A 23,928-nucleotide genomic window follows, 5' to 3' on the forward strand; every position below is an offset into this window, starting at 1 on the left:
TCCTTACGATAACCGAACCGGAATGCCGGCCTTGCTCATGAAGGCTTTCGCGCTCTGAATGCTTGTTTCGGTGAAATGATAGATATTGGTCGTGCAAACGGCCGAGGCGCCCCCGGAAAGGATTCCCTGCACGAAATGCGGCCATGCTCCGGCGCCGCCACAGATTTGAACCGGCACATCGACAGCCGATGTAACTTCGCGGCAAAGGGGAATGTCGTAGCCTTCCAGGGAGCCGTCGCGTTCGATCGAATTCAGCATGATTTCTCCGGCACCCAGTTGGGCGCCCTGCCGCGCCCACTCGCTAGCGCTCATTCCGGAGGGTTTGCTGCCAAAGTGGCTGAAAACCTCGTTACCGAGTTCTGTCTTGCGCGTATCTATGGAGAGAACCACGCATTGTGAGCCATAAACACGGGCAATTTCACTGATCAGTTCCGGCCTGTCTATGGCGCCGGAGTTGATCACGACCTTATCGGCACCCAGCGCCATAAACCGCCGGGCATCATCAAGACTGCGGATGCCCCCGCCAACGGCAAGCGGGACAAATGATCGTTTGGCCACGGCGCTCACTACGCTTTCGAACGATGTCGCGCCCGTCGGGGCGGTGCCCGGCCGGGTCACATCCAGCAGGATGATCTCATCGACAAGCCAGCCATCCACGAAATTATGCGTGTATCTGTAGTCTGGCGTGAAGGTCTTGGTCCGGAACAGGACCCCGCCATTGATGGTCAGAACGGTAATCAACCGGCTCCTCAGCATACAAGATCCTCATTGAGGAAATTATTGAGGACGGCAAGGCCGTATCGCTGGCTCTTCTCTGGGTGGAACTGGGTTCCAAAAACATTGCCGGATTCAATAATCGCGGCAAAGCGGGTGCCATATTCGCAGTCCGCGATCAGGGATTGCTCCGATTGGCACTGAATCCCGAAGCTGTGGACATAATAAAACAAAGCATCCTCGGGTATTCCCCTGAGCAGGCAGCTGTCGCGGCGCCGGCTAAAGCCGTTCCACCCGACATGCGGTATGCGGCAGCCGGGCTTCGAATCCAGCCGCGTCACCATGGCGTCGATCCAGCCGAACCCTTCATGGCGCCCGAACTCTTCGCTTTCGTTGCATATCAGCTGCGCACCAAGGCAGATACCTAGGATCGGCTTGTGCTCTTTCTCAACCAGATGGCGCAGCGCGGGTACGAGGCCGCGTTCATGCAGGTTGCGCATTGCGTCGCCGAAGGCGCCGACTCCAGGGAGAATGATGCGATCGGCGGCGGCTATTTCCGATGGAGTGCTAGTCACGACAGAGCGACAACCAAGCTTCTCCACTGCAGCAGCAACGGAAACGATATTGCCCATGCCGAAATCGACAATGGCAACCGTTGTCACGCGGCATCTCCTATAAGTGTTTGAGGCGTGCCAAGGGCCAGCGGGCTGTCGAGGAATGCCTTGGCTGAAAGGAATGAGAACAGGAATTTTGACCTCGCGTTGCTGTCGAAGTCGCCATCAAGGAAGGCGACGAAGCGATCGCGAGCGATATAGTCGAAGATGGCGCTGCTGCTATCAAGCATCCAGTCCCGTGCCGCAGAATCAGTGGTATCTATCAGGGACGTAATCGATGCGTTGAAGCCCTTCTTGCGCCGATCAAGCCTGACTGGATCGGGCAGGAGGCCGGCCACGGAATCCCGTAGCAGCGATTTGGTGTAGCCGGCGTCAACGAGATGCTGCGTGGGAACCTGGTACATAAATTCGACAAGTGCTCGATTAAGAAATGGTGATCGATTCTCCACTGAGTGACTCATCGAATTCAGGTCGTCCTCATGCAGCATGACCGGAACGGATTCGTGAAAGATTTCGTTGAGCATGCGGGAGCGAAGGGTATCCGATGCATAGCTTTGCTCGCAAAAATCTTCGGAAAGAGGCGCGATCATCAAATTGTTAAAAATGCCGCGATCGAGATATATATGGCGCCGTTCGGCCGGCGTTTCGATGAACACGCGCGGGTTTTGCAGATGCGGATTGCGAACAAATTTCCCAAAGCCGTCGCGCCAGTCTTTCAGCAGGTCTTCGAAATCGTGGCGGTCGCGCTGCGTCGCCAGCCAGAAAGCGTAATGATCATAATATCCCGTGAATATCTCATCCGCGCCGGTGCCGGAAATGGCCACTTTATACCCGCTGGCGCCAATCGCCTCGGACAGGAAGTCGTGAATGTAATAGGAAATCGTGGCCACGGGGGCATCATGAGCGATCACCTGGCGTTGCAGGCGGTCGATGAAGCCCTCGCGACTGGTGTGGATGACCGTGTTCCGGCACCCCAGTGCCGCGACGACCGATTTTATATTGTCGCTTTCATCGTATCGTTCGTCGGTGTCGACGATCGAGAATGTCTGAATGTCGCGGCCGAATTTCCGCGCGGCAATCGAGGCCAAGACACCAGAATCGATTCCGCCTGACAGGCAGAACGCCAGGCGGACATCGGATCGCAGGCACAGACGGACGGCTTCACTTAAATGATCGGCTACGCCGGCCACAGCCTCGGCCCTTGTCATGGCCACGGGGGCATACGAGAGCTTCCAGTATGGGGCAGGCCTGTAGCCGGCGGCGTCGGAAAACACGGCGGAACAGCCTGCGGGGAATTCCTCTACATCCCGCCAGAATGTTTCCTGCTGCTTCCACAGGGACTTGTAGCCGTTGACCAGATAGCGCTGCAGCTGCCGTGGGTTCACCACCGGCTTGCGATTAGCCAGCGCGCTGAGCGTCTTCACCTCGGAGGCGAAGTACAATCGATTGTCCCAGTGTGCGACAAACAACGGCTTTTCGCCGAAGCGGTCGCGGCTCATCCATATCCGCTGCTCCCGCAGATCGACGAGCGCAAGAGCCCACATTCCTTCGAACCGGCTGACGCAATCCGGTCCCCAGACTCGATAGGCGCGAAGCACAACCTCGGTATCAGATGAGGTGGAAAACTGTTGTCCCAGGGCTTCCAGTTCCTGGCGCAGTTCCGGAAAATTGTAGATTTCACCGTTGTACGCCAGCACACAATCATCTGCCGCGAACGGCTGCGCCGACCTTTGGTCGAGATCAATGATCGCAAGCCGGGTGTGAAGCAGGGTGACCGAATCATCGCGGAGGCGGCCTGTCCAGCGGCCGAATCCGTCAGGGCCGCGATGCTGCATGGTATGCAGCGCGCGCTCCTGGGCGTCAACCGCAGGCGGCGTATGACCTATGACCCCGGCAATTCCGCACATTGCAGTTTATTCCAGATCGGCCTTCCGAATAAGCTCGCCGCTGCCAACGGGCGCCTTCAGGCGTCGGCCAATCAGCGTAGGGAGCTCACTGGCAGCGAATTCCGTCGCGGGCCGCGCATAGGCGAGATTCTGAAGGGACAGGACGTCGCCGGGCTTCAGTGCATGCGAAGCAATCACGCCCTTGCGTATGGCCGGCCTCACCGAAACTTCGGATGGCTGTACGATCTTTCCAACATGGCCACGCATTGATCGCCACTTCGGCCCTTCAGAAACCAAACGTGCGAACTCCGCAGGCTCAAGCGATAATTCATGGTCGCGAAAGCTCCGGCCGCTTCTACTGTCGGTAAAATGCGCTTCGATCAGGCCGGCTCCGAGCGCAATCGCGGCGAAGCAGGCCTCCAGGCCGATCATATGGTTGGAAAAACCGACGCGAAGCCCCGTTTTCTCGGCCAGAAACGGGATACTGGCGAGGTTCACCTCATCCACGGGGCACGGATATGATGAAGTGCATTGCAGAATCATGATTCTGTCAGTAAGCGCCTCGTCTCCGATTTCATCTCGCAGCCATGCAATGGCCTGGTTGATTTCATCAAAAGTGCTGCCGCCCGTGGAGAGTATGATCGGTTTGCCAGTACGGGCCGCGGCCGAAAGCACGGGGCGGAATGTGATATCTCCCGAGGCGATCTTGATGACTGGAAAAAGCTCGGACAGGAGCGGCACCCAATCTTCAGTGAGAGGTGTTGAGAATAGCGGCAGTTCCGTAAGTCTGGCATGGTCTGCAAGCTGGCGGTGTTGCTCTTCCGTCAGGGAAAACTGGGTCACCCGCTTCAACCGTTCTGGGTCCGATGCCGTGGCATAGCGTGCCGGCGTATAGCTCTGCAGCTTGGCCGCATGCGCCCCCGCTTCCTTGGCCAAGCTTATCATGCGCTTTGCCGCGGCAATGTCGCCTTCGTGGTTTACCCCGATCTCGGCCACGAAGACGGTTTCGCTATCCAGGTCTTTCCCAAACAGGTTCATGTTTGCTTGCTACCTTCTGGAAATACGCGGATTCCGAACACCGAGCAGGACATCCATGCTCAGTTCTGCTTTGACGCTCTTCCGAACTTCTGCTTGTACCATTCGATATACCGGACATAGCCTTTTTCGAGCGGCCACTTCGGCTCATAACCGATCAGCTTCTTGGCCTTATCCACATTCAGCGTGCCGCGTTCGGGCATTAAGGCGTCTTTTTCCTTGTACTGCACGGTAACGTCCGGGAAGTGCGTCTCGATTATCTGGGCCATTTCGCTGATCGAGCGGGCCGACCCATAAGTCATGTTGAAAATCTGGTTGCGCGCTTCCTTGCGCTCTACCGTCTTGACGATACCATCGACCAGATCGCCGATATAAGTGAAATCAAGCCGATCGGAACCGTCGCCATGTACGACGACATCCGAGCCCTGAATGGCGTTTTCAATGAATATCTGGCCAACCCGGCGGCTGACGCAGCGTTCCCCGTAAAGCGCGGATGGCCGAATGATCGTGTAAGGCAGCCCGAAGACCTGATTATAGGCGATGACCATTTTTTCCCCGGCGAATTTCAAGGCGCCATAGATGCCTAGCGGTTCACAGGAGGTTTCTTCCGAGACGGAATCGTCCATGAAGTTGCCATACACCATGCTCGACGAGAAGAAGATGAAATGCTCGACGTTGCCGCGGCTGTAGTCGAGGGCGTTTTCGAGGGTGCGGAGGCTATGGTCGAAGGTGCTGTAGGGATCCTTGTTTGATTTGCCGGCATGCGCCACGGCGGCAAGCTGGACGACGACTTCGGGCTTTATGTCCTTCAGCACGCTGGTAAGGGCGTGGTACTCGCGCGCATCCTGCAGGTGCAGGGGAACCCGAGCGTTGCGCAGTAGGTCGAGGCGCTCCGACGTGATGTCGATGTAGAGGTCGCGATTGACAATGTCGCCCTGGGCGCGGCCGAAGGCATAGAGGTTGTTCACCTGCAGGCTGTCTATCACGTGAACGTCGGCGCCAAGTTCTTTGAGTTTCAGGGCAAGATGGTGGCCAATAAATCCGGCCCCGCCGATGAGGGCAATGCGGCGGTTTGCGATGGGGAACGTCATTTCGATACCTCGTTGATAACGGTTTTTACGGCATCCACGATGCGGGACATGTCATTGCGATTCAGGTGAGGGCCAACAGGCAGTGCGATGGAGCATGTGCTGATCCACCCGGCAACCGGATGGTCGGATGGCTTGTGGCCGAATTTCTCCCTGTAATACGACATCTGTGGCACCGGGCCCGGGTAGTGGACGCTGGTGCCAATGCCACGGGCATTCAGCTTGAGGATGATGTCCGTACGTCGCGCGGCCCAGGATTCTGGCAGCATCATATTGAAGCAGTAGTGGCTTGATTTGAAGCGGCCGCCATCAGCGCGGAACAATTGCAGAGGCTCAACGTCACGCAGGCCGGCGTCGAGAGCCGCGAAATTCTCTGCGCGCCGGTCCAGGAAATTGCTGACTTTTTTCAGTTGTTCGATACCGATGGCGGCCTGGATTTCATTCATGCGGTAATTGTAACCGAGGTCGACGACATCATAGATGCCTGGCACTTTGCGTTCGTGCATCGCCTTGTCAACGCCGAAGGCCTTCTTGATGCGGAGTTTTGCAGCGAGGTCGGCATGCTTGGTGATGATCATGCCGCCTTCGGCGGTGGTCATGTGTTTGACCGGGTAAAACGAGAATACCCCGACATCGCCCAGCATGCCCGCATGGATGTCATCCAGTCGGGTGCCAACGGCCAGCGCGCAATCTTCGAGCACAAAGAGCCCATGGCGCTTCGCCAGCGCCATGACCGGCGTCATGTCGACGGGCATTCCGAGGTAATGAACTACGGCAATGGCCTTGGTGCGTGGCCCGATGGCCGCGGCGATGGCTTCGATATTAATGTTGCCGGTTTCTGCCTCAGAGTCGACAAAGACCGGCGTCGCGCCGGTCAGCAGAACGGTATGCGAAGTTGCTGCATGTGTCTGCGCCGGAACTATGACCTCGTCGCCCTGACCGATGCCAAGAGTAAACCAAACCAGATGCATGCCGGCCGTACAGGACGAAACGGTAATTGCATGGGGGGATCCGGTCCAGGCGGCAAAATCATTTTCGAATTGTGTCGCGCGCGGTCCATGCACCAGTATCGGGCCGGACATGACATCCAGCACGGCGGCGCGTTCTTCGTCGCCTATCATGGGTTTTCCAAAGGGAATCGTCATTGCATCACTCTTGGCGGCAGGGCTTGTGGTGAATGGGTGGGTTCAATGGTAATCGACCCGGACCGGGGCGTTGGTTTGCAGAGCGGCTTCGATTGCAAGGGAAACCGCCATGCAGTCAAGTACGTCTGCGGCGCTGATTTCAGGCTCGCTCCCATCAAGGATGGAGCGCACAAAACTTGGAATCAAATCCCCTTTCTCAGCACCAGGATATGCATCGTCGATCCGGGCGGGAGCAATATCGGGAGAACGGGACTGGTAAAGCGCTGCGCCACCGGGGCCGTGCTGGAAGCTCGCTGCCGTTCCATATACTGACAGAAGGTGGGTATGGGGCATGACGCAGGCGAAATTCGCGGTCACCTTGGCAAGCATGCCGGATGGGAAGCGCAGCAGCGCAGCGACGCAATCGTTGAAGGAGAACGAAGTCCCAGACGTGGCCAACCGTGAGCCGAAGGCGAAAACCTCGGCGGGACGCTGGCCGGTCAGCCACATCAGAAGGTCCAGGAGATGTATGGCGCCACCATGCACAACCGAGTAATACGGCTGCTTGCCGCGCCAGCCCTCGGTGATCTTGTGCAGTCGGCCATAATTGTAGTCGCCCTCAAGATAGTAAACTTCACCCATCTCGCCATGCTGGATGCGTTCTCTCAGGCGGATGAAACGCGGGGTCCGGCGCAGAATCAGATTGGACGAAAGCTTGATGTCGGGGCGACGCCGGAGAGCGCTGCGGATATCCTGCAATTCATTTTCGAACAGGCAGAGCGGCTTTTCCACGAACACATGCTTGCCGGCTTCAATCGCGCGCATGACCTGAGAATGGTGGTCTCTGTCATAGGATGCGATCGAAACCACATCGATCTCAGGGTCATTCAGAATTTCATCCGCAGAGCTGCCGGTTCTGCGGCCGGGATTGCGGTTGGAAACTTCAGCAAGCTTTGCCGGATCCTGATCAATGAGAGCAACGACGCGGCAGCGTTCGTCCGCCTCGAAGCCGGCGATGTGCCGCTCTCCCACGCCCAGGCCGATGATGCCAACCCTGATCACCACGCACCCGGTTTTTCTGTTTCGGCATGCAATGCCAGCAAGTCATCAAGGCTGTATCGGCTCTGGTCGCTCGTCATGCGTGCGGCAAGAGCGCGGATGGATGCCAGGTCCTCGGCTGTATCGACGCACAGCCTGATGCTGGACATGTCCCGGCGAGCCGTGAAGTTCGTGATGGCCACCTCCGCCGTGTGATTATAGAACCACGACGTGACGTGTTCTCGTTCCTCATTCTCGGTCATTGCGGCATAAGCTGCCTTGAAGGCGGCGGAATTGACCACCTCGACGGACTGGCCTTTAGGGAAGCTGCGGGGGTGGACGTTGGTTGTAATGTCGCAAGGCCCAGCTTCGAAAAGGCGGACGGCATAATCCACCAGCGCCGGATCAATCAGGGGGCTGTCACCGCAAATCCGGACAAAAGACGGCAGGCCGAAAACATCGATTGCCTGGATAAATCGCATGGCAACATCATCCAACGGCCCACGATAACAGCGGATTCCGAGTTTCTCCGCGAGTTCCGCCAAGGGGGTGTCGCTGGGGTGATCGGATGTGGCGAGGATGATGCCATCCAGCGTGGTGCAAGCGGACAGGCGTTCAATCAGCCATGCAAGAAGTGGTCGTCCCGCGACCGGGGCCAGCATTTTGCCCGGGAGCCGACGCGAAGACATACGGGCCTGAAGTATTGCGGTGAGCGGCATTCGGAGAGAGTCGCAAATCCGGTCATGCTACCGCACTCCGGGTGAAGCCAGGGCTGCATCCGGGTCGGCACTCGGGTTGTCCTGCCCGCAATACGGAGGCGGGCAATTGCGGGCCAGAGGGCGATTGTAACCTCTGGTAGAGAACGAAGATTAACGGTTTGCCCGCTAGAACGAGCTGACGTTCATGGACTGAACACTAGCCCGATTCTATGTTTGATTGCAATTGCTTGGGTATGTGAATTGCACTGAAAGAAGGCGGCTACATAGGGCAATTCGCAGCATATATTGAATTATTTCAATGAGTTGTAGTTAATGTGGCTCGGCGTTCGATATTCATGGCTTTGTAATTAACAGATGGTGGGCCAGGAGCGGGCCGGGAAGAGCCGGGCCCAAGGAGACATGATCCGGATGCAGATGCTGTGCTCGGCCCTGTCAAAACCATGCGTGCCCTGGGGCCGATGACCAAGATCGGTCCGGACGGGACAGACTGGCCCCGGGGCGGCCGCCACCTGTTCGACAAAGCATATCCGGCAGTTGGTTGGGTTGGGTTTACAGGGTCACCCCAGCCAGAGGCAGTCGAGGAGCCCCTTTGCGGCCATGGGTTCCGCGCTTGGTGCGGCACCATCAGCTTTGCGTGGATTCCAGCTGCCGTGTTCTTTTCGAGGCCGTGATTCTGAATTCATTCGGCCGTGTCGGGACTGGCTCTTGAACTGCACAGCTTCTCAATGTTCAAGTGCCGCAGCTACTGTTTCAGTCCAGCAAGCTAGGCGATGAGATACCGGATCCCGATGGGAAGGCCCCGCAGACATGCGTTTAGCGATCTTGCTCGATGACCGTATAACGGACTGGGATGCAAAGGGCGAAATCCTGCCGGCTTATTTCAATCCTGCAGGTGTCGCCGATCATATAACCATCGTCGGTTTGCTGGCTGATAAACCAGCGGCCGCGACTCTGGCGACACTGACGGCGCCTGCGGAATGGACCTTCATATCTGTCGATATGGGGCGGTTTGGCCTTGCCCTGCGCACCCTCGGGATGCGTCCGGTCCTGCTGCGGAGAGCATTGAGGTCTGTACTGAAAGGATTGCGTGAACAGAAACCTGATCTCATACGGGCTTACGGCGACGGCTTTGCTGCCGCGGCCGCCGGCGTGATCGGTCCCGCCATAGGCATCCCCTATGTCATCAGTCTGCATGCGACACCGGATCCAGTCATTCGCAGGCAGTATGCTTCGTTGCGCGATCGATTTTGGCGTTGGTTGCTTGCGCCAAGCGTCGAGGCGGCCTTGCGCGGCGCGCAGCGCATCATAGCGGTGTATTCGCCAATACTTTCTTTTCTGTCAGAGCCGGTGCGCGACCGCGCTGTTGTTCTGCCCAATGTCGTAGCGGCGCAACCGCAGGCGGTTCGCCATGAAAATGGACCGGATGGCACTGGCAATAATCTGCGCTTGTTGTGGATAGGCCGTCTTATCCCGGGGCGTGATCCGACACCAGTCATTGAAGCCGTTGCCTCGCGTCAGGACATGCTGCTGACTGTGGTTGGCAGCGGCCCTCTGCTGCCCATAGCCAGAGATCTGGCGGCGCGGCTTGGTATTGACCACAGGGTACGATTCATCCCTGCGCTGGAGAACGCGCAACTGATCGCCGAGCTCGGAAATTATGAAGTCTTGGTATTGCGGACTGATTATGCCGAACTGGCCAAGCCCGTCATGGAAGCAGCGCTTGCTGGCCTGGTGGTGGTCATCAATCATCAGCCATCCGCGGTGCTTGATGAGTATCGCGGGTTTCCTGTAGTCTTCACTGACGCAACTGCGGAATCTTATTCTGCGGCGTTTTGCAGACTTGCGGACGATTGTCGATGGCGACAAGACCTTGCCAGGCAGACATACGCCTTCGCAAGGGAGCATTGGAATCCGGATGTTGTTGCCCGCAGGATTGCTGACATTATGCGCGACGCAACAGCAAATAAACGCGATATAAGATAAAAAGGTCGGAATTGCGTGACGGGAATAGTTGTATTCGGGACACGTCCGGAAGCGATAAAGCTGGCTCCAGTGATTGGAGGGTTGAGGAACAGGCTCGATCCGCATTCAGTGAAAGTGGTTTGCTCAGGGCAGCATCGCAGCCTCCTGACCCAGACGCTGCATGCCCTGGATTTCGCCGTTGACGTAAATTTTGATCTTATGGTGCACCACCAGACGCCGGCAGAAGTGGTGCGGCGCATCGTAAGCGCGCTGGATCGCTTCATACAGGATCACAAAGTTGATTGGATTCTCGTCCAGGGCGATACCGCAACCGCCCTTGCCGGCGCCCTTGCCGGATATCTGACCGGAACCCCGACTATTCACCTGGAAGCGGGGCTTCGCACAAACGATCTGAATGCGCCATGGCCAGAAGAGGGCTTCCGCCAGTTGATCGCGCGCCTGGCCAGCCTGCATCTGGCGCCAACCCAGGCAGCGCGGGCCAACCTCATGGCAGAGAATATTCCCGCGGACCGCATCGTTGTCGTGGGCAATACAGGCCTGGATATTCAGACTCATACCATGAAGACCATGGGGGATGTGCGGCAGGGCGATGCGATGCCCTATTTCCTGGTCACGCTGCATCGCCGCGAGAATCTTGGCGAACCCCTTGCGGCGGTTTGTGGTCATTTGGAAACCCTGCTGAACAGCTATCCCGGGTACCGCATTCTATGGCCCCGCCACCCGAATCCCGAGGTCATTGAAACCATAGAGGCGCATTTCCTTGGTTCCGGCGATCGCCTCGCGATCGTCGACCCCATGGACTACCCAGATTTCCTTGGTGCGATGGCCGGTGCGCGAGTAATCATTACCGATTCAGGCGGGGTTCAGGAAGAAGGCGCATCTCTCGGCATACCGGTTGTTGTGATCAGAGATAAAACCGAGCGGCAGGAGATCGTTGACCTTGGTTTGGCTGCGATGGCCGGCAGCCGCGGCGCCGGCATGGAAGAAGCCGTATCAGGCTTTCTTGGCAGGCAGATTGATGCTGCTGCAGTAACCCGCTGGCGGGAAATCCAGGGGAATGGTCATGCCGCCGTCTGCGTCGTCGAGGCAATCCTGCAGCGCTTCGAATTGCGCTAGAGGGCCCGGCTCGCCTCAGAAGCCCCCTTGTTGCCGAGGGCGAAAAAATCTCAACCCGAAGGCGGAGGCAGCATACACGCTGATAAATGCCGCCGCCGCAAGAACCGACAGGGGAGCCTTGCCGGGGATGGCGTTGAAGCTGGCTGCGACCGCGATGCTGCCGGCCGCGATGCTGCTGGTCATGGTTGCTGTGGCAATCCGGCGCAGCTGCGTTTTGCCAACCAGAATGGTGTGATCATAGCCCATTTTGTATGCGGCGCTGATGATCATGGCTGCAAAGCCTACCCGACCGGCTACAGCAGCCAGTGCAGCGCCGGTTAACCCCAAAACAGGCAACGCCATGATGCTGAGTCCCAAGGTTGCTAGGCCGCAGATCAGGGTCGCCCGCATGAGCATGCCGCCCCGACGTTCGGCATAAAGCGCATATTCCCAAGGCGAGGCCGCCTGATTTATGAATGCGGCGCCCGCCAGCAGGGTGATAACGGTTGGTTCTACGTGCAGCTTGGGCCCACCCAGCAGTTGCAGGATCTGTGATCCGGCAAGAGCAAGGAAAACAAGAAGCGGAATTCCCCCCTCCAGAAACAGGCCCCCGACGGCCCGCGCCGATGTCACGGCGGCCATGCGGTCGCGCTGCTCCAATGAAGCGCAAAAACGCGGGAACAGAACCCACCAGAATGGTGCCCCCCATGATGCCAGCACGGCCACCAGAGTTTGTGCACTGGCATAGTGGCCGACGGATTCGGCGCCGGTGATCGAGCCAACTGCAAACCGATCTCCAAGCGCCATCAGCCATTCTCCCAGCCCGGCAACCATAAATGGCGTGCCGATAGAGAGGGCATTGCGGATGTCTTCCACGGGAAGCAGCCACAAACGCGGCCGGAAAAGAGCGGAGCGATCAATGACTCTGTAAAACGCGCAGCCAGCCACCACCAGCTTCAGGGCGGCAGCAAATCCGATGAAAGCCGCCGGGTCCAATCTGTTGGCCCAGACCAGAAGCCCGATTCCGAATGGCAGAGCGACGGCCTCAGCCACCTGTAATGCGGTGGCGGCGCCGGTTTCCAATCGTGCCCTCAGGGCTTCCATGGTTAGTCCCTGCCAAACGGAAGCCAGCAGAAGCAGGCAGGACATCTTTATCAAGGGGGTGCTATCCGCGGTTGGCCCAATAAATGCCGCTAGCAGCGGTGCGGAGAACCACAGGGCGACGGTCAGCGGCAAAGCAATAGCCGAGGCGATCGCAATCGCGCCCCCCAGCCTCTGCTGGATAGTTTCTTGATCGGTGATGCCCGCTATCTGGCGGACCAGGCTGAAGCCCAGGCCGAGAGATACCAGCGGCACCATCGCCGAGATTGCGGCCTGGCTGAAGGTGAACTGGCCATAGCCATCAACACCCATCAGGCGAACCAGAAGGGGCATGATCAGAAAACTGCTGCCTTTGGTAATGGCTTCTGCACCAAAGCGGAGCAGCAGAGCCCGATCTATGGCCCATCGGCTGCGCATTTGCGCCTAACTGCCTCGGGATGGACGTTGCGCCATCACATACCACCGTTCCGCCAGTGCCGGCAGCCATTTGGATACCGCCTCGTCGAGCCCATGCCGATCCCTGTTGCCACGGATGAGGCGCTCAAGCTGCGGAAAACGTGTCGCTCCTGGCAGTAACAGGAACTGTGAAAGGGCGCCCTGCGGGTATATCCCGGTCACGATCAGGTTGTTCTCCGCAACCAGGTTTTTTACTTGGCTGAGGCGCCACCCGAATATGCCGGGGAAACCCAACTTCCTGTAATACCGGCGCCAGTAAAACAGGGACAGTGAACGCGCGCCTGCAAGGTCGAGAATCAGGGTGCCGCCTGGCCGGAGCAGCCCCGCCAGTGTCCGTATTGCGGCGATCTGCTGATCGTGCGGCAGCAGGAGCAGGGTTGAATAGCAATATGCCAGGTCAAATCGTTCGGGATGCAGGGCTAGTTCCGGAAGCCCGGACGCAACGGCATGTACGTTAACGCCGGCCTCCAGCGAGCGCTTTTTCAGCCGAGCCAGCATTTCCGTGCTGATATCGACGGCCACCACGGTGGCGCCGAACCCCGCAAGCGGAATTGCGTGGCGGCCGCTGGCTGCGCCGATATCAGCCGCCACCAATCCCGGCGCAGCGCGCTCCAAGATCAGTTGCCACTTCAGCGACTGGGCGCGGGTCTCGCCCACCGTCTCAGGGTAAGCAGAGGATTCCCGGTCAAAATGCGAGCGCTCAATGCTCATCGGAATTCGCCGTATATGCGGCGCGCAAAGCCCGTGCCAGATCCAATCCCGCAGACAGGATCGGCCTTGTGATGATGGTGCCGCGGAAATAAGGGTGGAGTCTTCCGCCAAAGCCCTTTTTGAAATCGCTGATCCGTTTCAGTTTGCTGTCATGCAGAGCCGGGAAGGCCTCTCCGGTCTCATAGAAATCCACGCCACGGGCACGGAACTGTCGCAATGCCTCCCACTGCACGAGGTCGTTGGCTCCGCACAGGAGTGCTTGCTGGCTGCTGGCGACAGTCCAGTACAGGGCCGCCCTTTTATATATGGCAAAAGCATGGAATGCGATTGGGCTTCCAGTCGCGTCGATTGCGGCCAGAATCAAAGCCATGGCCTGCTGGCCGAATGTTTCGAATATTGATTTGAAATACTCCGGCGGTTTTTGCGGTAATCCGTTGCGCCGGCAATTTTCTGCGTGCAGTTGGAGGTAGGCGGGCAAGTCCATCGCTGTTGCCTCCCGAATGGTTACGGAGGCGGCCCGTGCCTTTTTGACTGACTTGCGAACGCGCTGATCAACGCGCTGCCAAAGGACATCATCTGTCGTGCCGCGCAGGTCGACGATCCAGGACTGTGTCGATGCTTCCTGGCAGCCAAGCATAATAAGCGGATTAACTGGCGGGCATTCAGCCAGGATGTGCCGGGGAGCCAATGGAGATAGAGAAAGATCGACCCTGTGGGCATTGAATCTTCGGGCGATATTAAGCAGGTGGTTTCTTGCGGCAACCTCAATATTCCGGATTTGCCGAGGGGATTGGTTGTCTGCGGTGGCCAGGCCGCCAGTTGATTCGAGGCGGGAAAGAAGGCGGTGGCTGCGACTGCGGAGCAGTGGCAGGATTGCTACGATCTGTCCGCCAGAGGCTTGATCGACAATGGCAAAGCTGCAATCCGAATTGTTGGGCCAGCTTGCATAGGCTTCAATGGCTTCTGCCCTATGCCACAGCCACGCATTCGGAAAGATATCCGCGGCCGCATTCCAATCAGCCATCGGAATGTCTCGGCGCTGGAGTAACGCAAGATGATCAAGAGACATGCGATGGGCCTGTCTGCCGAAAGTCCAGGGCGGGATTTGCGGCCAGCCCGATCAGGTAGCAGAACATGAAATGTAGCGGATGGAACCGGAAAATGGAGCTATCAAAGGATTGATGGGCATAAAGCCCGACCAGAATTGCGGCAATGCCGATGTGCAGGGCGCCTGGGGCGGCATTCCTCAGAACGGAAATGACGGGGCTGAACCAAACCGCCAGCATAAGAATGAAGCCAATCAGCCCGGTCTCCAGGAGAATGCTGAGCGGGATCGAATGTGCGGCTGTTGCAAGTCCGAGGGGGGCGTACACTGATTCCTGGACCATGCCAAAGCCGGCTCCCGTAATCCAGTAATCCGACAGCGCATCATACGCGATGCGCCAGACTTCCAGCCGCTCGGTAAGGTGAAAGGCTTCATATAACGCGGCTGCCGACGATACGTCGGGAGGGGCGCCGCGCGGAAGAGGAGTTCCCAGAATGCTGAGCTGCATCGCGGCAAGCAGGCCAGCCGGCAGGAGGGCTGCGAGAATTATTATGCCAGCCGATAGTTTCTTCGCGCGCATGCGCATGAGGGCGTATGTGGCGATGAAGGTTACGATGAAAAGCAGTGCTCCGCGCGATATGGTGATAAGCAGGCCGTATGAGAGCGGAGCAAGCCACAGGAGCATCTTTCCGCGGCGTCGGTCTAGAATGTACATCAATATCAAGAACGCAATCGATAGGGCTGCGAGCAGGCCGGCGCCATTTGGATTGCTTGAAAAGCCGGACGGTCGCATGAATTTTATGAGCAGGGCATGTATCTGCCTGCTGCCCAACGCGACGCCTGGAGCATGTGGATCGTCCCACAGGGCCCATATTATATCAATGTTATCTGTGCGGATGCGTATTCCAATAATGCTGCATAGCAGGGAAAAGGCAAGCGAGGCGAGGGATATGCCAATCAGGACCCAGGCGACTTTCGCAAAGGTTCGTGCTGGAAAGGCGTCAGAGGATGCAAGCCCGGCAATCAGCAGTCCAGGCAAGAATACCATGGCGTATCGCCGCAGTGCGGTTGAGGCGTCTTCGGCCTGCAAACAGGTTATGGCTGCCCAGACGGCAAACAGGAGAAGCGGCAGCAGTCGCGGAAGGTTCGCAATGAAGGCTCTGTAATCAGCAAGGAACCCGAGCAGGCCAGTGACCATCAGCGTTCCGATGACAAGCCCGATCGGCATCGTCTGAAAGCCAGTGCTGGTGTGATATCCGAGGAAACCGATCTGGCTGGTGGCGACAGCGAGGAGTAACGCGGTCGAAGCCATCTGATGACGGATTGCCTGATCCGATGTCAGCGAGAAGCGCATTTGGCAATGGCTCTCTCTATGGTGGTGGCCAGGCTGATTGACAACTCAGAAATGCGAAAGGCATCACGATGGCTTTCTGCACTGGACAGGCTGTCGGGCTCGGATTTGGCCTTCTCCAGGAGTTGCTCCAATGCTTCAGCAATCTGCGCATAATTATTGGGTGATGCGACCACGCCACCCACCATGCGCGCGATATCTGCGGCCGCGCCTTCAGGAGTGATGGCTAGAATGGGCCTGTTTGCGCCAATGTAGTCGGCCAGCTTGGAGGGCATGAAAATGGAAGGCGGAGGCATCGGGGCATCAATCATTGCGAGGATGTCGGCGCCCGCCATGACTCTGAGAGCAGAGACGTGATCGACTTCTCCCATATGCCGGACGATGTCTCTGAGTTGCGGATAGCGGGCAAGGGCGGAATGCAGCACATCTGAATTCCGGCCGTATATTTCCACCGTGAAATTTGGTTTTCCGGGTTTTTCAGCCAGCCTCGCCACGGCATTCAGCAGGGGTTCCGGGCTGCGCGGCCCATAGAAGCTGCCAAACATGCTAATCCGGCTCACTTTTTCATGCTGTGGCGGAACAGGAGGGGTGTACAGGGTGGGGTCGAAGCCATGCGGAATGACTGTGCTGCGCGCAATTATCTGCAATCCGGGATGCTGGCGGGCGACAAAATCCCGCATTTCAGCTGTGGGAAAGATAAGTGCATCGGAATGCGTCAATGCTTCCTTCTCCAGATGCAGGCTGTAAGCGGAAAGGAAGGGGATTGTTCTTTCATAAATCCCCCCCGTCCATGGATCGGAGAAGCTTGCGATCCATGGCAGGCGCGGGAAAAGCTTTTTTAGCGCCAGGCCGACAAGGTGTGACGAATGGTATTGCGAACGTGTCATCACGGCGTCGTAGTTGGCAGGCTGCATGTCCAGAGCGCGGCGCAATGCCAACGATTTCAGCAATACATAACGATCAGGCCGCAGCGGAAGCCGTGGCATGAGCATGAGTTTGCGGAGCGGCCATGAGGTGGTCAGGCGCTCTATCCGCCCGAACCTGTCTTTGACGTATTGATCGAGGCTTGTATCCGCCCGGCCGGGGAACAGGTCGGGGCTGGCCGAGATCACATCAACCTTGAAACCCTGCAATGCCCCCATCAGCTTGGCGGAAACAAAAGCCTCCGGGCTGGCGACGGGCGGAAAGCAATAGGAGACTGCCAGTAGGCGCTTCATGAGATGGTATGCCCGGCTGCAGGAATGGCCAGTCGATTAAAGCCGCCTTCGGTTTCATATGGCGCCATGCGCCCCAGCGCTGCAATAACCTGTTCTTTCTCTGCCACATCAGCCGGGTCGAGATAGATGTTCAGCAGAACTGGTGCGCCAGCCTGCATGATGGCGCGATAGGCATCGAGCTGGGCGATCAGCCGGCTGCTACCGCCGGCGCCATTGGATAGCAGACCCCAGCTATCCAGAATCTGCGCTGGCTGGTCAAGGCAGCCGCTGACGGGTATTTCAGTGACCCCATGGCGCCGAAAGGCCGGGCCGTGTTTCGCGGCGAATAGCGGACGGGTTGAGGATGAGTAGAGGTAGCCCATCCCCGCCAGAAACCGCCACAGACGATCAAGAGTCGCTCCGGCCTCAAAGCTGCCGAAATGAGGCGTGCGGAAGCCGCGCGGCACCTGGCCCAATGCTTCCACCACGGCATGATGACCGCGGCGGATATCCTGCTCCCATTCCTCAGGGCGCGTCGGATCATAGAAAAAGGTCGAGATGGCCGTGCCGTTTTCTGTCCGTGCGGCATGGCGACGGAAACCGTGATTGAGGAACTCGGCTCCATCTTCCGCCAGAGCCTTGTATGCCGGCAGCGCAGACCGCAGTACTTCTGCAGGCACGGCGTAGATTGGATGTAATCCCAGGCGGCGAAGTCGGAAATGCAGTTTCTCGACTACTGCGCTGTCGTGATCAGTGTCGCAATCAAAAGACAGAATGAAACCGGGCCTGGATATCCCGCAGTCGGAGGCGAGACGTAACAGTCGGGAGCGGTAGTAGTTCGGCCACGCACGGCAAAGACCCCATGTCATCGCCATCCATGGGTCCTGCATCGCTTTTTCAATTTGCGCCGCCGAAACCAAGCCAATCCTCTATGTGTTTTCTGCCCTGACGCACACCCCGCTCAGATCGTAAGCCCCCGCCTTCTCGATTCTCACCTTGACCATGTCGCCGGTCTTCAGGCCGGCCGCATTCTTGATTTTCACGATGCCGTCGATCTCCGGCGCATCGGCAAAACTGCGGCCAACGGCAGTGGTCCGTTTCGTCTCGTCCACCAGCACATCCAGAGTGCGGCCGACAAAGCGTTTCAGGCGTCGTGCGCTGATTGTCTGCTGGGTCACCATGAAGCGCTCCCAGCGGTCCTGCTTGACCTCATCCGGCACATGGCCCGGCAGATCGTTGGCGCTGGCGCCTTCGACATTCTCGTATTTGAAGCAGCCCACACGGTCCAGCTCGGCGTCTTCCAGCCATTGCAGCAGGAATTCGAAATCGGCTTCGGTTTCCCCGGGGAAGCCGACGATGAAGGTTGAGCGGATGGTCAGATCAGGGCAGATGTCGCGCCAGGCCTTGATCCGGGTCAGCACTTTCTCCTGGTTGCCCGGCCGGCGCATGCTTTTCAGCACGCGTGGCTCGGCATGTTGGAACGGGATATCCAGATAAGGTAGCAGCTTGCCCTGGGCCATCAGCGGGATAAGCTCGTCGACATGCGGATAGGGATAGACGTAATGCAGCCGCACCCAGGCGCCGAGGGCGCCCATCGCATCGGCCAGTTCGGTTAGCCGTGCTTTCACCTTGCGGTCACGCCACTGGCTTTCGGCATGTTTCAGGTCGACGCCATAAGCCGAAGTGTCCTGCGAAATCACCAGCAGTTCCTTCACGCCGGCCTTCACCAGGCGTTCGGCCTCGAACAGCACATCGTTTGCCTGGCGGCTTTTCAGTTTGCCGCGCATGGATGGGATGATGCAGAAGCTGCAGCTGTGGTTGCAGCCTTCGGAAATCTTCAGGTAAGCATAATGCCGTGGCGTCAGTCTGATGCCCTGCGGCGGTACCAAGTCGACAAAAGGGTCGTGCGCGGGCGGTGCGGCTTCATGCACGGCCTCGACTACGGCCTCGTATTGCTGTGGCCCGGTTACCGCCAGCACGTCGGGAAACATGCCGCGGATCTTGTCGGCCTCGACGCCCATGCAGCCGGTGACGATCACCCGGCCGTTTTCGCGCATCGCCTCGCCGATGGCTTCCAGCGATTCCTGCTTGGCACTGTCGAGGAAGCCGCAGGTGTTGACCAGCACCACATCAGCCGCGTCATAGGAACCGGAAATGGCATAGCCTTCCGATCGCAGCTTGGTGATGATGCGTTCGGAATCAACCAGCGCCTTCGGGCAGCCGAGGCTGACAATACCGATCTTGGCTGCGGCCTGAGGCGGGGCGAGTTTAGTCATGGCGGCGGGCTTATACGCCCGAAACGGCGGGCTGACTAGGCATTATCAGGCCGCCTCAACCTGCCGGAGCGGCATTTTGGTGCGCACCAGCCGGCCTAGCAGTGAAACCAGCAGAATGGCGCGGTTGCCATCCACGGCTTCTTCGAACAAGGCTTCGGTATCGGCCATTGGTCCTTCGACGATCCGCAGGGCTTGACCACGCCGGAAGCCGGGCGGGTTCAGCTGGATATATCCCTTTTCATCCTCGCGGGCGCGGATTTCGGCAATTACAGAATCCGGAACGGGGATCGGTCGTTCCCCGCTCATCACCATGCCGATGACGCCGCGTGTTCCGTTGACTGAGCGCCAGCGCTGCGTTTCCGTATCAATGCCGACAAAGAGGTAGCGGGGAAACAGGGGGGCATCGACGATGCTGGTTCGGCCGGCATGACGGCGCATCTTCTGATAGCGCGGCAGATAGACGCCAAAGGCCTGATTTGCGAGCTCGCGCGCGGCCATCGCTTCCCGGCCCGGCTGAGTATAAACGGCATACCACTGAATCATGCCGCGCGCTCCCGCTTCTGGGGAGATGCAGCCCGCGGCGTGATGTGCAGCAGTCTTGGCGCGATCAGGCGATCCGGTCCCAGCAGGGTGAAAAGCTGGTCATGTATCCGTTGCGGCGCGATGCTGTCGGCGATCACGACGGCCTCGGCGCCAAGCGCGATGGCGGCATCCAGATCGCCAACCACCGGGCGGCCGTGGAAAAGTTCGATATTGCGGCCCGGAGCGATGATCGCAGCCACGGTAATGCCGGCGGCAGAGGCCGACAGAAGGGCGATTTCCGCCAGTTCGCCATTGCCGGCGATGGCTACTTTGGTCATGCCACGGCCCAGCAGTCCCTGAAAGGCATCCTCATACTGGCCCCGGGCATGGCGGAAGAAATTCAGCGATGTGGCCAGGTATTCCGCCACGAGGCGGCTTTTCTCGGCAAAACCTTTGGGCGTCAGGTAATAGGCGTAACGCCGGGCCGGGGCGGTCTGGATCTTGATCAGGCCTTTTGACACGCAACGGCGCAGCAAGGCATTGGCAAGTCCCAGGGCCATGTCGAGCTGGGTCGCCAGACTGCGCTGACTATGCTGGTCGGTATCGTCCACCGCCGCCAGCAGGGCGACCATGGTGGCCGCGTCTGACTCGGGCGCGTCGCTTTTGTCGTTCCCTGACTTTCCGTTCATAGCGTGAACGATAAACTGCGCTGCCAGCTCGGTCAAACAGAATATGAGTTTGATTAAGCTTGCAGATTTAGCCTGCGATGCAGGATTCCACCCCTGCCGCCATCCGCAGCAGCCGGCGATCATGGCCATTCCGCGCTACCAGCATCAGGCCTACCGGCAATCCAGTCACCGGCAGGGGCAGGGAAATGGCGCAGAGATCGAAGAAGTTCATAACCGCGGTATTGCGCAGAAGCAGGGTATTGGCGGCGGTGAATGCCTCTTCGCTGGCGGCCAGATCGGCGATTTTCGGCGCCCGGATCGGGGTGGTCGGCAGGATCAGGGCATCCAGGTCGGCCAGAGCGGCGTCCATGGCCCGGATCAGCTCGGCCCGTCGGCGCTGCATAAAAATGTAGTCAGCCGCGGGGATGGCCCGGCCACGCTCGATCCGCCCGCGCACAATGGGGTCGAACTCATCCGGGCGCTTGTCCAATGCCGCGCGATGGACAAAAAAGGCTTCCGAGGCAGCAAAACCGCCTCTGGCGTTCACCGCCTGCATCTCGGCCAGCAGGGGCAGCGGGTGCTCACCCGGCGCGGCACCTGCCTTGCCCAGGCGGTCAATGGCGGTTCCGAAAGCCTGCGCCACCTCAGGTTCCATATTTTCCAGCAAAGGACCACGCGGGATCCCGAGGCGCAGGCCAGCCAGCGGTGCGGGGGTAAGGGGAAGGGGCGTTTCGCCGGCCATCACCGCGTCGGCGAGGGCGCAGTTGGCCACCGTTTGTGCCATCGGGCCGATGCTGTCCAGCGCAAAGGACAGCGGGAAGGCCCCGGCGGTCGGCACCCGGTACTGGCTCGGTTTCAGCCCGACGATGCCGCACATCGCCGCCGGAATGCGGGTCGAGCCGCCGGTATCCGAGCCGATGGTGATCTCGGCCATGCCATCGGCCACCGAGACGGCGCCGCCCGAGCTGGACCCGCCGGGAATGCGGCTGCGGTCGGCCGGGTTGCCCGGGGTGCCGTAATGCGGGTTGATGCCGACGCCGGAAAAAGCGAATTCGGTCATGTTGGTCTTGCCAATGATCACCGCGCCGGCCTGGCGCAGGCGGGCAATGGCCGGCGCCATGGTCGTGGCCGGGCTGGCATCGCGCAGCAGTTTCGAGCCGGCGGTGGTCGGTTCGCCTGGCATGTCGAACAGGTCCTTCACCGAGACGATCCGGCCATCCAGCGGGCCCAGCGGCAGGCCCTGCCGGGCCCGGGCATCGGCAGCCTCGGCCTCGGTGCGGGCCCGGTCGGCATAGAGCCGGGTGAAGGCCCTGCTGCCTTCACCGGCCGGATCCGCGATCCTTGCCAGGCAGGCTTCCAGGCGTTCCCGGGCGGTGGCGGGTTTGGCGGACGCGGTCATCGGGTCGTCTCCGGCTGGGCAAACAGGCAGGGCGCACTATCGCCGATCCGCACCCGGCGGCAAGGCCTAGCGGGCCGCTTTGGCGCGTTCCATACTCACGCCATGAATTTCGTGCACATCTATGCCCGGGTGCTGGCCCTGCTGAAGCCGGAGCGGCCGCTGGCGATCGTGCTGGCGCTGGCCAATATCGGCCTGGCCGGCGTCGGCTTCATTGAGCCGATCCTGTTCGGCCGCATCATCGACGTGCTGTCGAATACGGCTGGCCTGTCGTCCGACGAGAGCTGGGCCCAGACCATCGAACTGCTGCTGGTCTGGTGCGGCGCCGGTATTGCCGGCATCCTGGCGGGTATCCTGGTTGCCCTGCATGCCGACCGTCTGGCGCATCGTCGCCGCCTGGCGGCGATGGCGCTGTATTTCGAACACGTCCTCAGCCTGCCGGCCGCGTTCCACAGTGGGACCCATTCCGGCACCCTGCTGAAGATCATGCTGAATGGCGCCGATAACCTGTTCGGCCTCTGGCTGGCCTTCTTCCGCGAGCATCTCTCGACTTTCGTGGCCGTGCTGGCGCTGCTGCCGTTGTCGCTGTATCTCAACTGGCGGCTTGGCCTGTTGCTGATCGGCCTGATCGTGGTGTTCGCCCTGGTCAGCGCCATCGTGGTGGCGAAAACCGAAAAGGCACAGGGTCGTGTCGAGGCCTATCATTCCGAACTGGCGGCGCGCGCCGGCGATGCGCTGGGCAATGTCGTGCTGGTGCAGAGCTTCGTGCGCCTGGCGCTGGAAGCGCGCGACCTGGCCGCGGTGATGGAGCGCCTGCTGAAGGCGCAGTTCCCGGTGCTCAATCTCTGGGCGCTGATGACCGTGCTCAGCCGCATGGCCTCCACCATCACCATCATCGCCATTTTCATGCTGGGCAGTTGGCTGCATCTGCACGGCCAGACCAGCGTGGGCGAGATCGTCAGCTTCATGGGCTTTGCCACGATGCTGATCGGCCGGCTGGAGGCTGCCATGGGCTTCATCAGTCGCATGTTCTTCCAGATGCACAGTTTGGGTGAGTTTTTCCAGGTGCTCGATACCGAGGCTGCCGTGCGGGACCGACCCGGTGCGCGCGTGGCCGGGCATCTGCGCGGCGATGTTGCTTTCCAGCATGTCACGCTTTCCTACGACGACAAGCGACCGGCGGTGACCGATCTCACCTTCGAGGTTGCGGCCGGCAAGACGGTGGCGCTGGTCGGCCCGACCGGCTCTGGCAAAACCTCGTCGATGGCGCTCCTCAGCCGTCTGTGGGACCCGCAATCGGGCCGCATCCTGATCGACGGCACGGATATTCGCGATTTCACGCTGGAGAGTCTGCGCAGCAATATCGGCGTGGTGTTCCAGGACAGCGCGGTATTCCATCGCTCCATAGCGGACAATATCCGCATCGGCCGGCCGGAAGCGAGTGACGCCGAGGTCGAGCAGGCGGCCAGGCTGGCCGAGGCGCACGATTTCATCACGCGCCAGAGCCAGGGCTACAACACGCTGGTGGGCGAGCGCGGCGTGAATTTAAGTGGCGGCGAACGCCAGCGACTGGCGATCGCCCGTGCCCTGCTTAAGAATCCGCCGGTGCTGATTCTCGACGAAGCGACCTCAGCGCTGGATGCCGCCACTGAAGCGCGGATCCAGAAGGCGCTGGATGCCCTGATGCAGAACCGCACCACCTTCATTATCGCTCACCGGCTGGCCACGGTGCGCCAGGCCGATCTGATCCTTGTGCTGCAGAATGGCCGTGCGGTGGAGCGCGGTACCTTCGACGAGCTGGTACAACAGGGTGGTTTGTTCGCTGATCTGGTCCGCACCCAGTTCCAGGGTGCACATTGAAATCGGTGCCGCGCGTGCGTTCATGGCAGCCGCGGCGCGGATATCCATAG

The 23,928-nt window shown here is 59.4% G+C and carries 21 protein-coding genes; 3 read left to right on the plus strand and 18 right to left on the minus strand.

Features of this window, described 5'->3' with window-relative positions:
* Nucleotides 1-3: 3 nt before the first annotated feature.
* The 8 genes from hisF to Q1J79_RS15405 are packed head-to-tail and all read right to left on the minus strand — an operon-like array spanning nt 4 to nt 8,218.
* Complete coding sequence (gene hisF, locus Q1J79_RS15370; protein WP_300302052.1) at nt 4-741, minus strand: imidazole glycerol phosphate synthase subunit HisF; 738 nt, start codon at nt 739-741, stop codon at nt 4-6.
* 8 nt (nt 742-749) lie between these two features.
* On the minus strand, nt 750-1,376 hold the full coding sequence (gene hisH, locus Q1J79_RS15375; RefSeq protein ID WP_300302055.1) for an imidazole glycerol phosphate synthase subunit HisH: 627 nt from the start codon (nt 1,374-1,376) through the stop codon (nt 750-752).
* Nucleotides 1,373-3,235: an asparagine synthase (glutamine-hydrolyzing) gene (gene asnB / locus Q1J79_RS15380; RefSeq protein WP_300302059.1), complete on the minus strand. Its 1,863-nt coding sequence runs from the start codon at nt 3,233-3,235 to the stop codon at nt 1,373-1,375. The genes hisH and asnB overlap by 4 nt, the downstream gene beginning before the upstream one ends.
* A gap of 6 nt (nt 3,236-3,241) precedes the next feature.
* Entirely contained in the window at nt 3,242-4,252 is a 1,011-nt protein-coding gene (locus Q1J79_RS15385; RefSeq protein WP_300302062.1) for an N-acetylneuraminate synthase family protein, read from the minus strand.
* A gap of 59 nt (nt 4,253-4,311) precedes the next feature.
* On the minus strand, nt 4,312-5,340 hold the full coding sequence (locus tag Q1J79_RS15390; RefSeq protein WP_300302065.1) for an NAD(P)-dependent oxidoreductase: 1,029 nt from the start codon (nt 5,338-5,340) through the stop codon (nt 4,312-4,314).
* Nucleotides 5,337-6,482, minus strand: coding sequence for a DegT/DnrJ/EryC1/StrS aminotransferase family protein (locus Q1J79_RS15395; protein ID WP_300302067.1), 1,146 nt, complete (start codon nt 6,480-6,482; stop codon nt 5,337-5,339). Before Q1J79_RS15395 ends, Q1J79_RS15390 begins: the two co-directional genes overlap by 4 nt.
* Nucleotides 6,483-6,524: 42 nt before the next feature.
* Nucleotides 6,525-7,526, minus strand: coding sequence for a Gfo/Idh/MocA family oxidoreductase (locus tag Q1J79_RS15400; RefSeq protein WP_300302069.1), 1,002 nt, complete (start codon nt 7,524-7,526; stop codon nt 6,525-6,527).
* A complete protein-coding gene (locus tag Q1J79_RS15405) occupies nt 7,520-8,218 on the minus strand; it encodes an NTP transferase domain-containing protein (RefSeq protein WP_300302071.1) in 699 nt (232 codons plus the stop codon). The genes Q1J79_RS15400 and Q1J79_RS15405 overlap by 7 nt, the downstream gene beginning before the upstream one ends.
* An 807-nt stretch (nt 8,219-9,025) precedes the next feature.
* Here Q1J79_RS15405 and Q1J79_RS15410 point away from each other — a divergent pair.
* Together Q1J79_RS15410 and wecB are read left to right on the plus strand one after the other, a co-directional pair.
* Nucleotides 9,026-10,201 (plus strand): glycosyltransferase, encoded by a 1,176-nt coding sequence (locus Q1J79_RS15410; protein WP_300302073.1) that lies wholly within the window; start codon nt 9,026-9,028, stop codon nt 10,199-10,201.
* Nucleotides 10,202-10,270: 69 nt separating this feature from the next.
* The gene (gene wecB, locus Q1J79_RS15415) at nt 10,271-11,317 is read left to right on the plus strand and encodes a non-hydrolyzing UDP-N-acetylglucosamine 2-epimerase (RefSeq protein WP_300302237.1); all 1,047 of its coding nucleotides are present in this window, start codon (nt 10,271-10,273) and stop codon (nt 11,315-11,317) included.
* A gap of 15 nt (nt 11,318-11,332) precedes the next feature.
* Here wecB and Q1J79_RS15420 read toward each other — a convergent pair whose 3' ends face one another.
* The 10 genes from Q1J79_RS15420 to Q1J79_RS15465 are packed head-to-tail and all read right to left on the minus strand — an operon-like array spanning nt 11,333 to nt 22,021.
* Complete coding sequence (locus Q1J79_RS15420) at nt 11,333-12,814, minus strand: oligosaccharide flippase family protein (RefSeq protein WP_300302076.1); 1,482 nt, start codon at nt 12,812-12,814, stop codon at nt 11,333-11,335.
* 6 nt (nt 12,815-12,820) lie between these two features.
* Nucleotides 12,821-13,564: a bifunctional 2-polyprenyl-6-hydroxyphenol methylase/3-demethylubiquinol 3-O-methyltransferase UbiG gene (locus tag Q1J79_RS15425; protein ID WP_300302079.1), complete on the minus strand. Its 744-nt coding sequence runs from the start codon at nt 13,562-13,564 to the stop codon at nt 12,821-12,823.
* Complete coding sequence (locus Q1J79_RS15430; protein WP_300302081.1) at nt 13,554-14,633, minus strand: peptidoglycan bridge formation glycyltransferase FemA/FemB family protein; 1,080 nt, start codon at nt 14,631-14,633, stop codon at nt 13,554-13,556. Before Q1J79_RS15430 ends, Q1J79_RS15425 begins: the two co-directional genes overlap by 11 nt.
* On the minus strand, nt 14,623-15,963 hold the full coding sequence (locus Q1J79_RS15435) for an O-antigen ligase (RefSeq protein WP_300302083.1): 1,341 nt from the start codon (nt 15,961-15,963) through the stop codon (nt 14,623-14,625). The genes Q1J79_RS15430 and Q1J79_RS15435 overlap by 11 nt, the downstream gene beginning before the upstream one ends.
* The gene (locus Q1J79_RS15440) at nt 15,948-17,177 is read right to left on the minus strand and encodes a glycosyltransferase (RefSeq protein WP_300302085.1); all 1,230 of its coding nucleotides are present in this window, start codon (nt 17,175-17,177) and stop codon (nt 15,948-15,950) included. The genes Q1J79_RS15435 and Q1J79_RS15440 overlap by 16 nt, the downstream gene beginning before the upstream one ends.
* Nucleotides 17,174-18,076 (minus strand): hypothetical protein, encoded by a 903-nt coding sequence (locus tag Q1J79_RS15445; RefSeq protein ID WP_300302087.1) that lies wholly within the window; start codon nt 18,074-18,076, stop codon nt 17,174-17,176. Before Q1J79_RS15445 ends, Q1J79_RS15440 begins: the two co-directional genes overlap by 4 nt.
* 9 nt (nt 18,077-18,085) lie before the next feature.
* On the minus strand, nt 18,086-19,432 hold the full coding sequence (gene rimO / locus Q1J79_RS15450; protein WP_300302089.1) for a 30S ribosomal protein S12 methylthiotransferase RimO: 1,347 nt from the start codon (nt 19,430-19,432) through the stop codon (nt 18,086-18,088).
* Between the two features lie 45 nt (nt 19,433-19,477).
* Nucleotides 19,478-19,975, minus strand: a complete 498-nt coding sequence (locus tag Q1J79_RS15455) for a transcription termination/antitermination NusG family protein (RefSeq protein WP_300302092.1) — start codon at nt 19,973-19,975, stop codon at nt 19,478-19,480.
* Complete coding sequence (locus Q1J79_RS15460) at nt 19,972-20,772, minus strand: winged helix-turn-helix transcriptional regulator (protein ID WP_300302094.1); 801 nt, start codon at nt 20,770-20,772, stop codon at nt 19,972-19,974. Before Q1J79_RS15460 ends, Q1J79_RS15455 begins: the two co-directional genes overlap by 4 nt.
* Nucleotides 20,711-22,021: an amidase gene (locus Q1J79_RS15465; RefSeq protein WP_300302096.1), complete on the minus strand. Its 1,311-nt coding sequence runs from the start codon at nt 22,019-22,021 to the stop codon at nt 20,711-20,713. Before Q1J79_RS15465 ends, Q1J79_RS15460 begins: the two co-directional genes overlap by 62 nt.
* 102 nt (nt 22,022-22,123) lie before the next feature.
* Between Q1J79_RS15465 and Q1J79_RS15470 the strand changes: the two genes are divergently transcribed.
* Nucleotides 22,124-23,878 carry a glucan ABC transporter ATP-binding protein/ permease gene (locus Q1J79_RS15470; RefSeq protein ID WP_300302098.1) on the plus strand — a complete coding sequence of 585 codons (1,755 nt, stop codon included), beginning with the start codon at nt 22,124-22,126 and terminating at the stop codon, nt 23,876-23,878.
* Nucleotides 23,879-23,928 lie beyond the last annotated feature (50 nt).

The sequence above is a fragment of the Ferrovibrio sp. genome, from assembly GCF_029255545.1.
GTDB lineage: Bacteria > Pseudomonadota > Alphaproteobacteria > Ferrovibrionales > Ferrovibrionaceae > Ferrovibrio.

Excerpts from the sequence above, each read along its gene's own strand:
- asnB (WP_300302059.1), bottom strand. The coding sequence starts at position 3,235 with ATGTGCGGAATTGCCGGGGTCATAGGTCATACGCCGCCTGCGGTTGAC.
- Q1J79_RS15385 (WP_300302062.1), bottom strand. The coding sequence starts at position 4,252 with ATGAACCTGTTTGGGAAAGACCTGGATAGCGAAACCGTCTTCGTGGCC.
- Q1J79_RS15390 (WP_300302065.1), bottom strand. The coding sequence starts at position 5,340 with ATGACGTTCCCCATCGCAAACCGCCGCATTGCCCTCATCGGCGGGGCC.
- Q1J79_RS15395 (WP_300302067.1), bottom strand. The coding sequence starts at position 6,482 with ATGACGATTCCCTTTGGAAAACCCATGATAGGCGACGAAGAACGCGCC.
- Q1J79_RS15405 (WP_300302071.1), bottom strand. The coding sequence starts at position 8,218 with ATGCCGCTCACCGCAATACTTCAGGCCCGTATGTCTTCGCGTCGGCTC.
- Q1J79_RS15410 (WP_300302073.1), top strand. The coding sequence starts at position 9,026 with ATGCGTTTAGCGATCTTGCTCGATGACCGTATAACGGACTGGGATGCA.
- Q1J79_RS15420 (WP_300302076.1), bottom strand. The coding sequence starts at position 12,814 with ATGCGCAGCCGATGGGCCATAGATCGGGCTCTGCTGCTCCGCTTTGGT.
- Q1J79_RS15425 (WP_300302079.1), bottom strand. The coding sequence starts at position 13,564 with ATGAGCATTGAGCGCTCGCATTTTGACCGGGAATCCTCTGCTTACCCT.
- Q1J79_RS15430 (WP_300302081.1), bottom strand. The coding sequence starts at position 14,633 with ATGTCTCTTGATCATCTTGCGTTACTCCAGCGCCGAGACATTCCGATG.
- Q1J79_RS15435 (WP_300302083.1), bottom strand. The coding sequence starts at position 15,963 with ATGCGCTTCTCGCTGACATCGGATCAGGCAATCCGTCATCAGATGGCT.
- Q1J79_RS15440 (WP_300302085.1), bottom strand. The coding sequence starts at position 17,177 with ATGAAGCGCCTACTGGCAGTCTCCTATTGCTTTCCGCCCGTCGCCAGC.
- rimO (WP_300302089.1), bottom strand. The coding sequence starts at position 19,432 with ATGACTAAACTCGCCCCGCCTCAGGCCGCAGCCAAGATCGGTATTGTC.
- Q1J79_RS15455 (WP_300302092.1), bottom strand. The coding sequence starts at position 19,975 with ATGATTCAGTGGTATGCCGTTTATACTCAGCCGGGCCGGGAAGCGATG.
- Q1J79_RS15460 (WP_300302094.1), bottom strand. The coding sequence starts at position 20,772 with ATGGCCATGATCGCCGGCTGCTGCGGATGGCGGCAGGGGTGGAATCCT.
- Q1J79_RS15465 (WP_300302096.1), bottom strand. The coding sequence starts at position 22,021 with ATGACCGCGTCCGCCAAACCCGCCACCGCCCGGGAACGCCTGGAAGCC.
- Q1J79_RS15470 (WP_300302098.1), top strand. The coding sequence starts at position 22,124 with ATGAATTTCGTGCACATCTATGCCCGGGTGCTGGCCCTGCTGAAGCCG.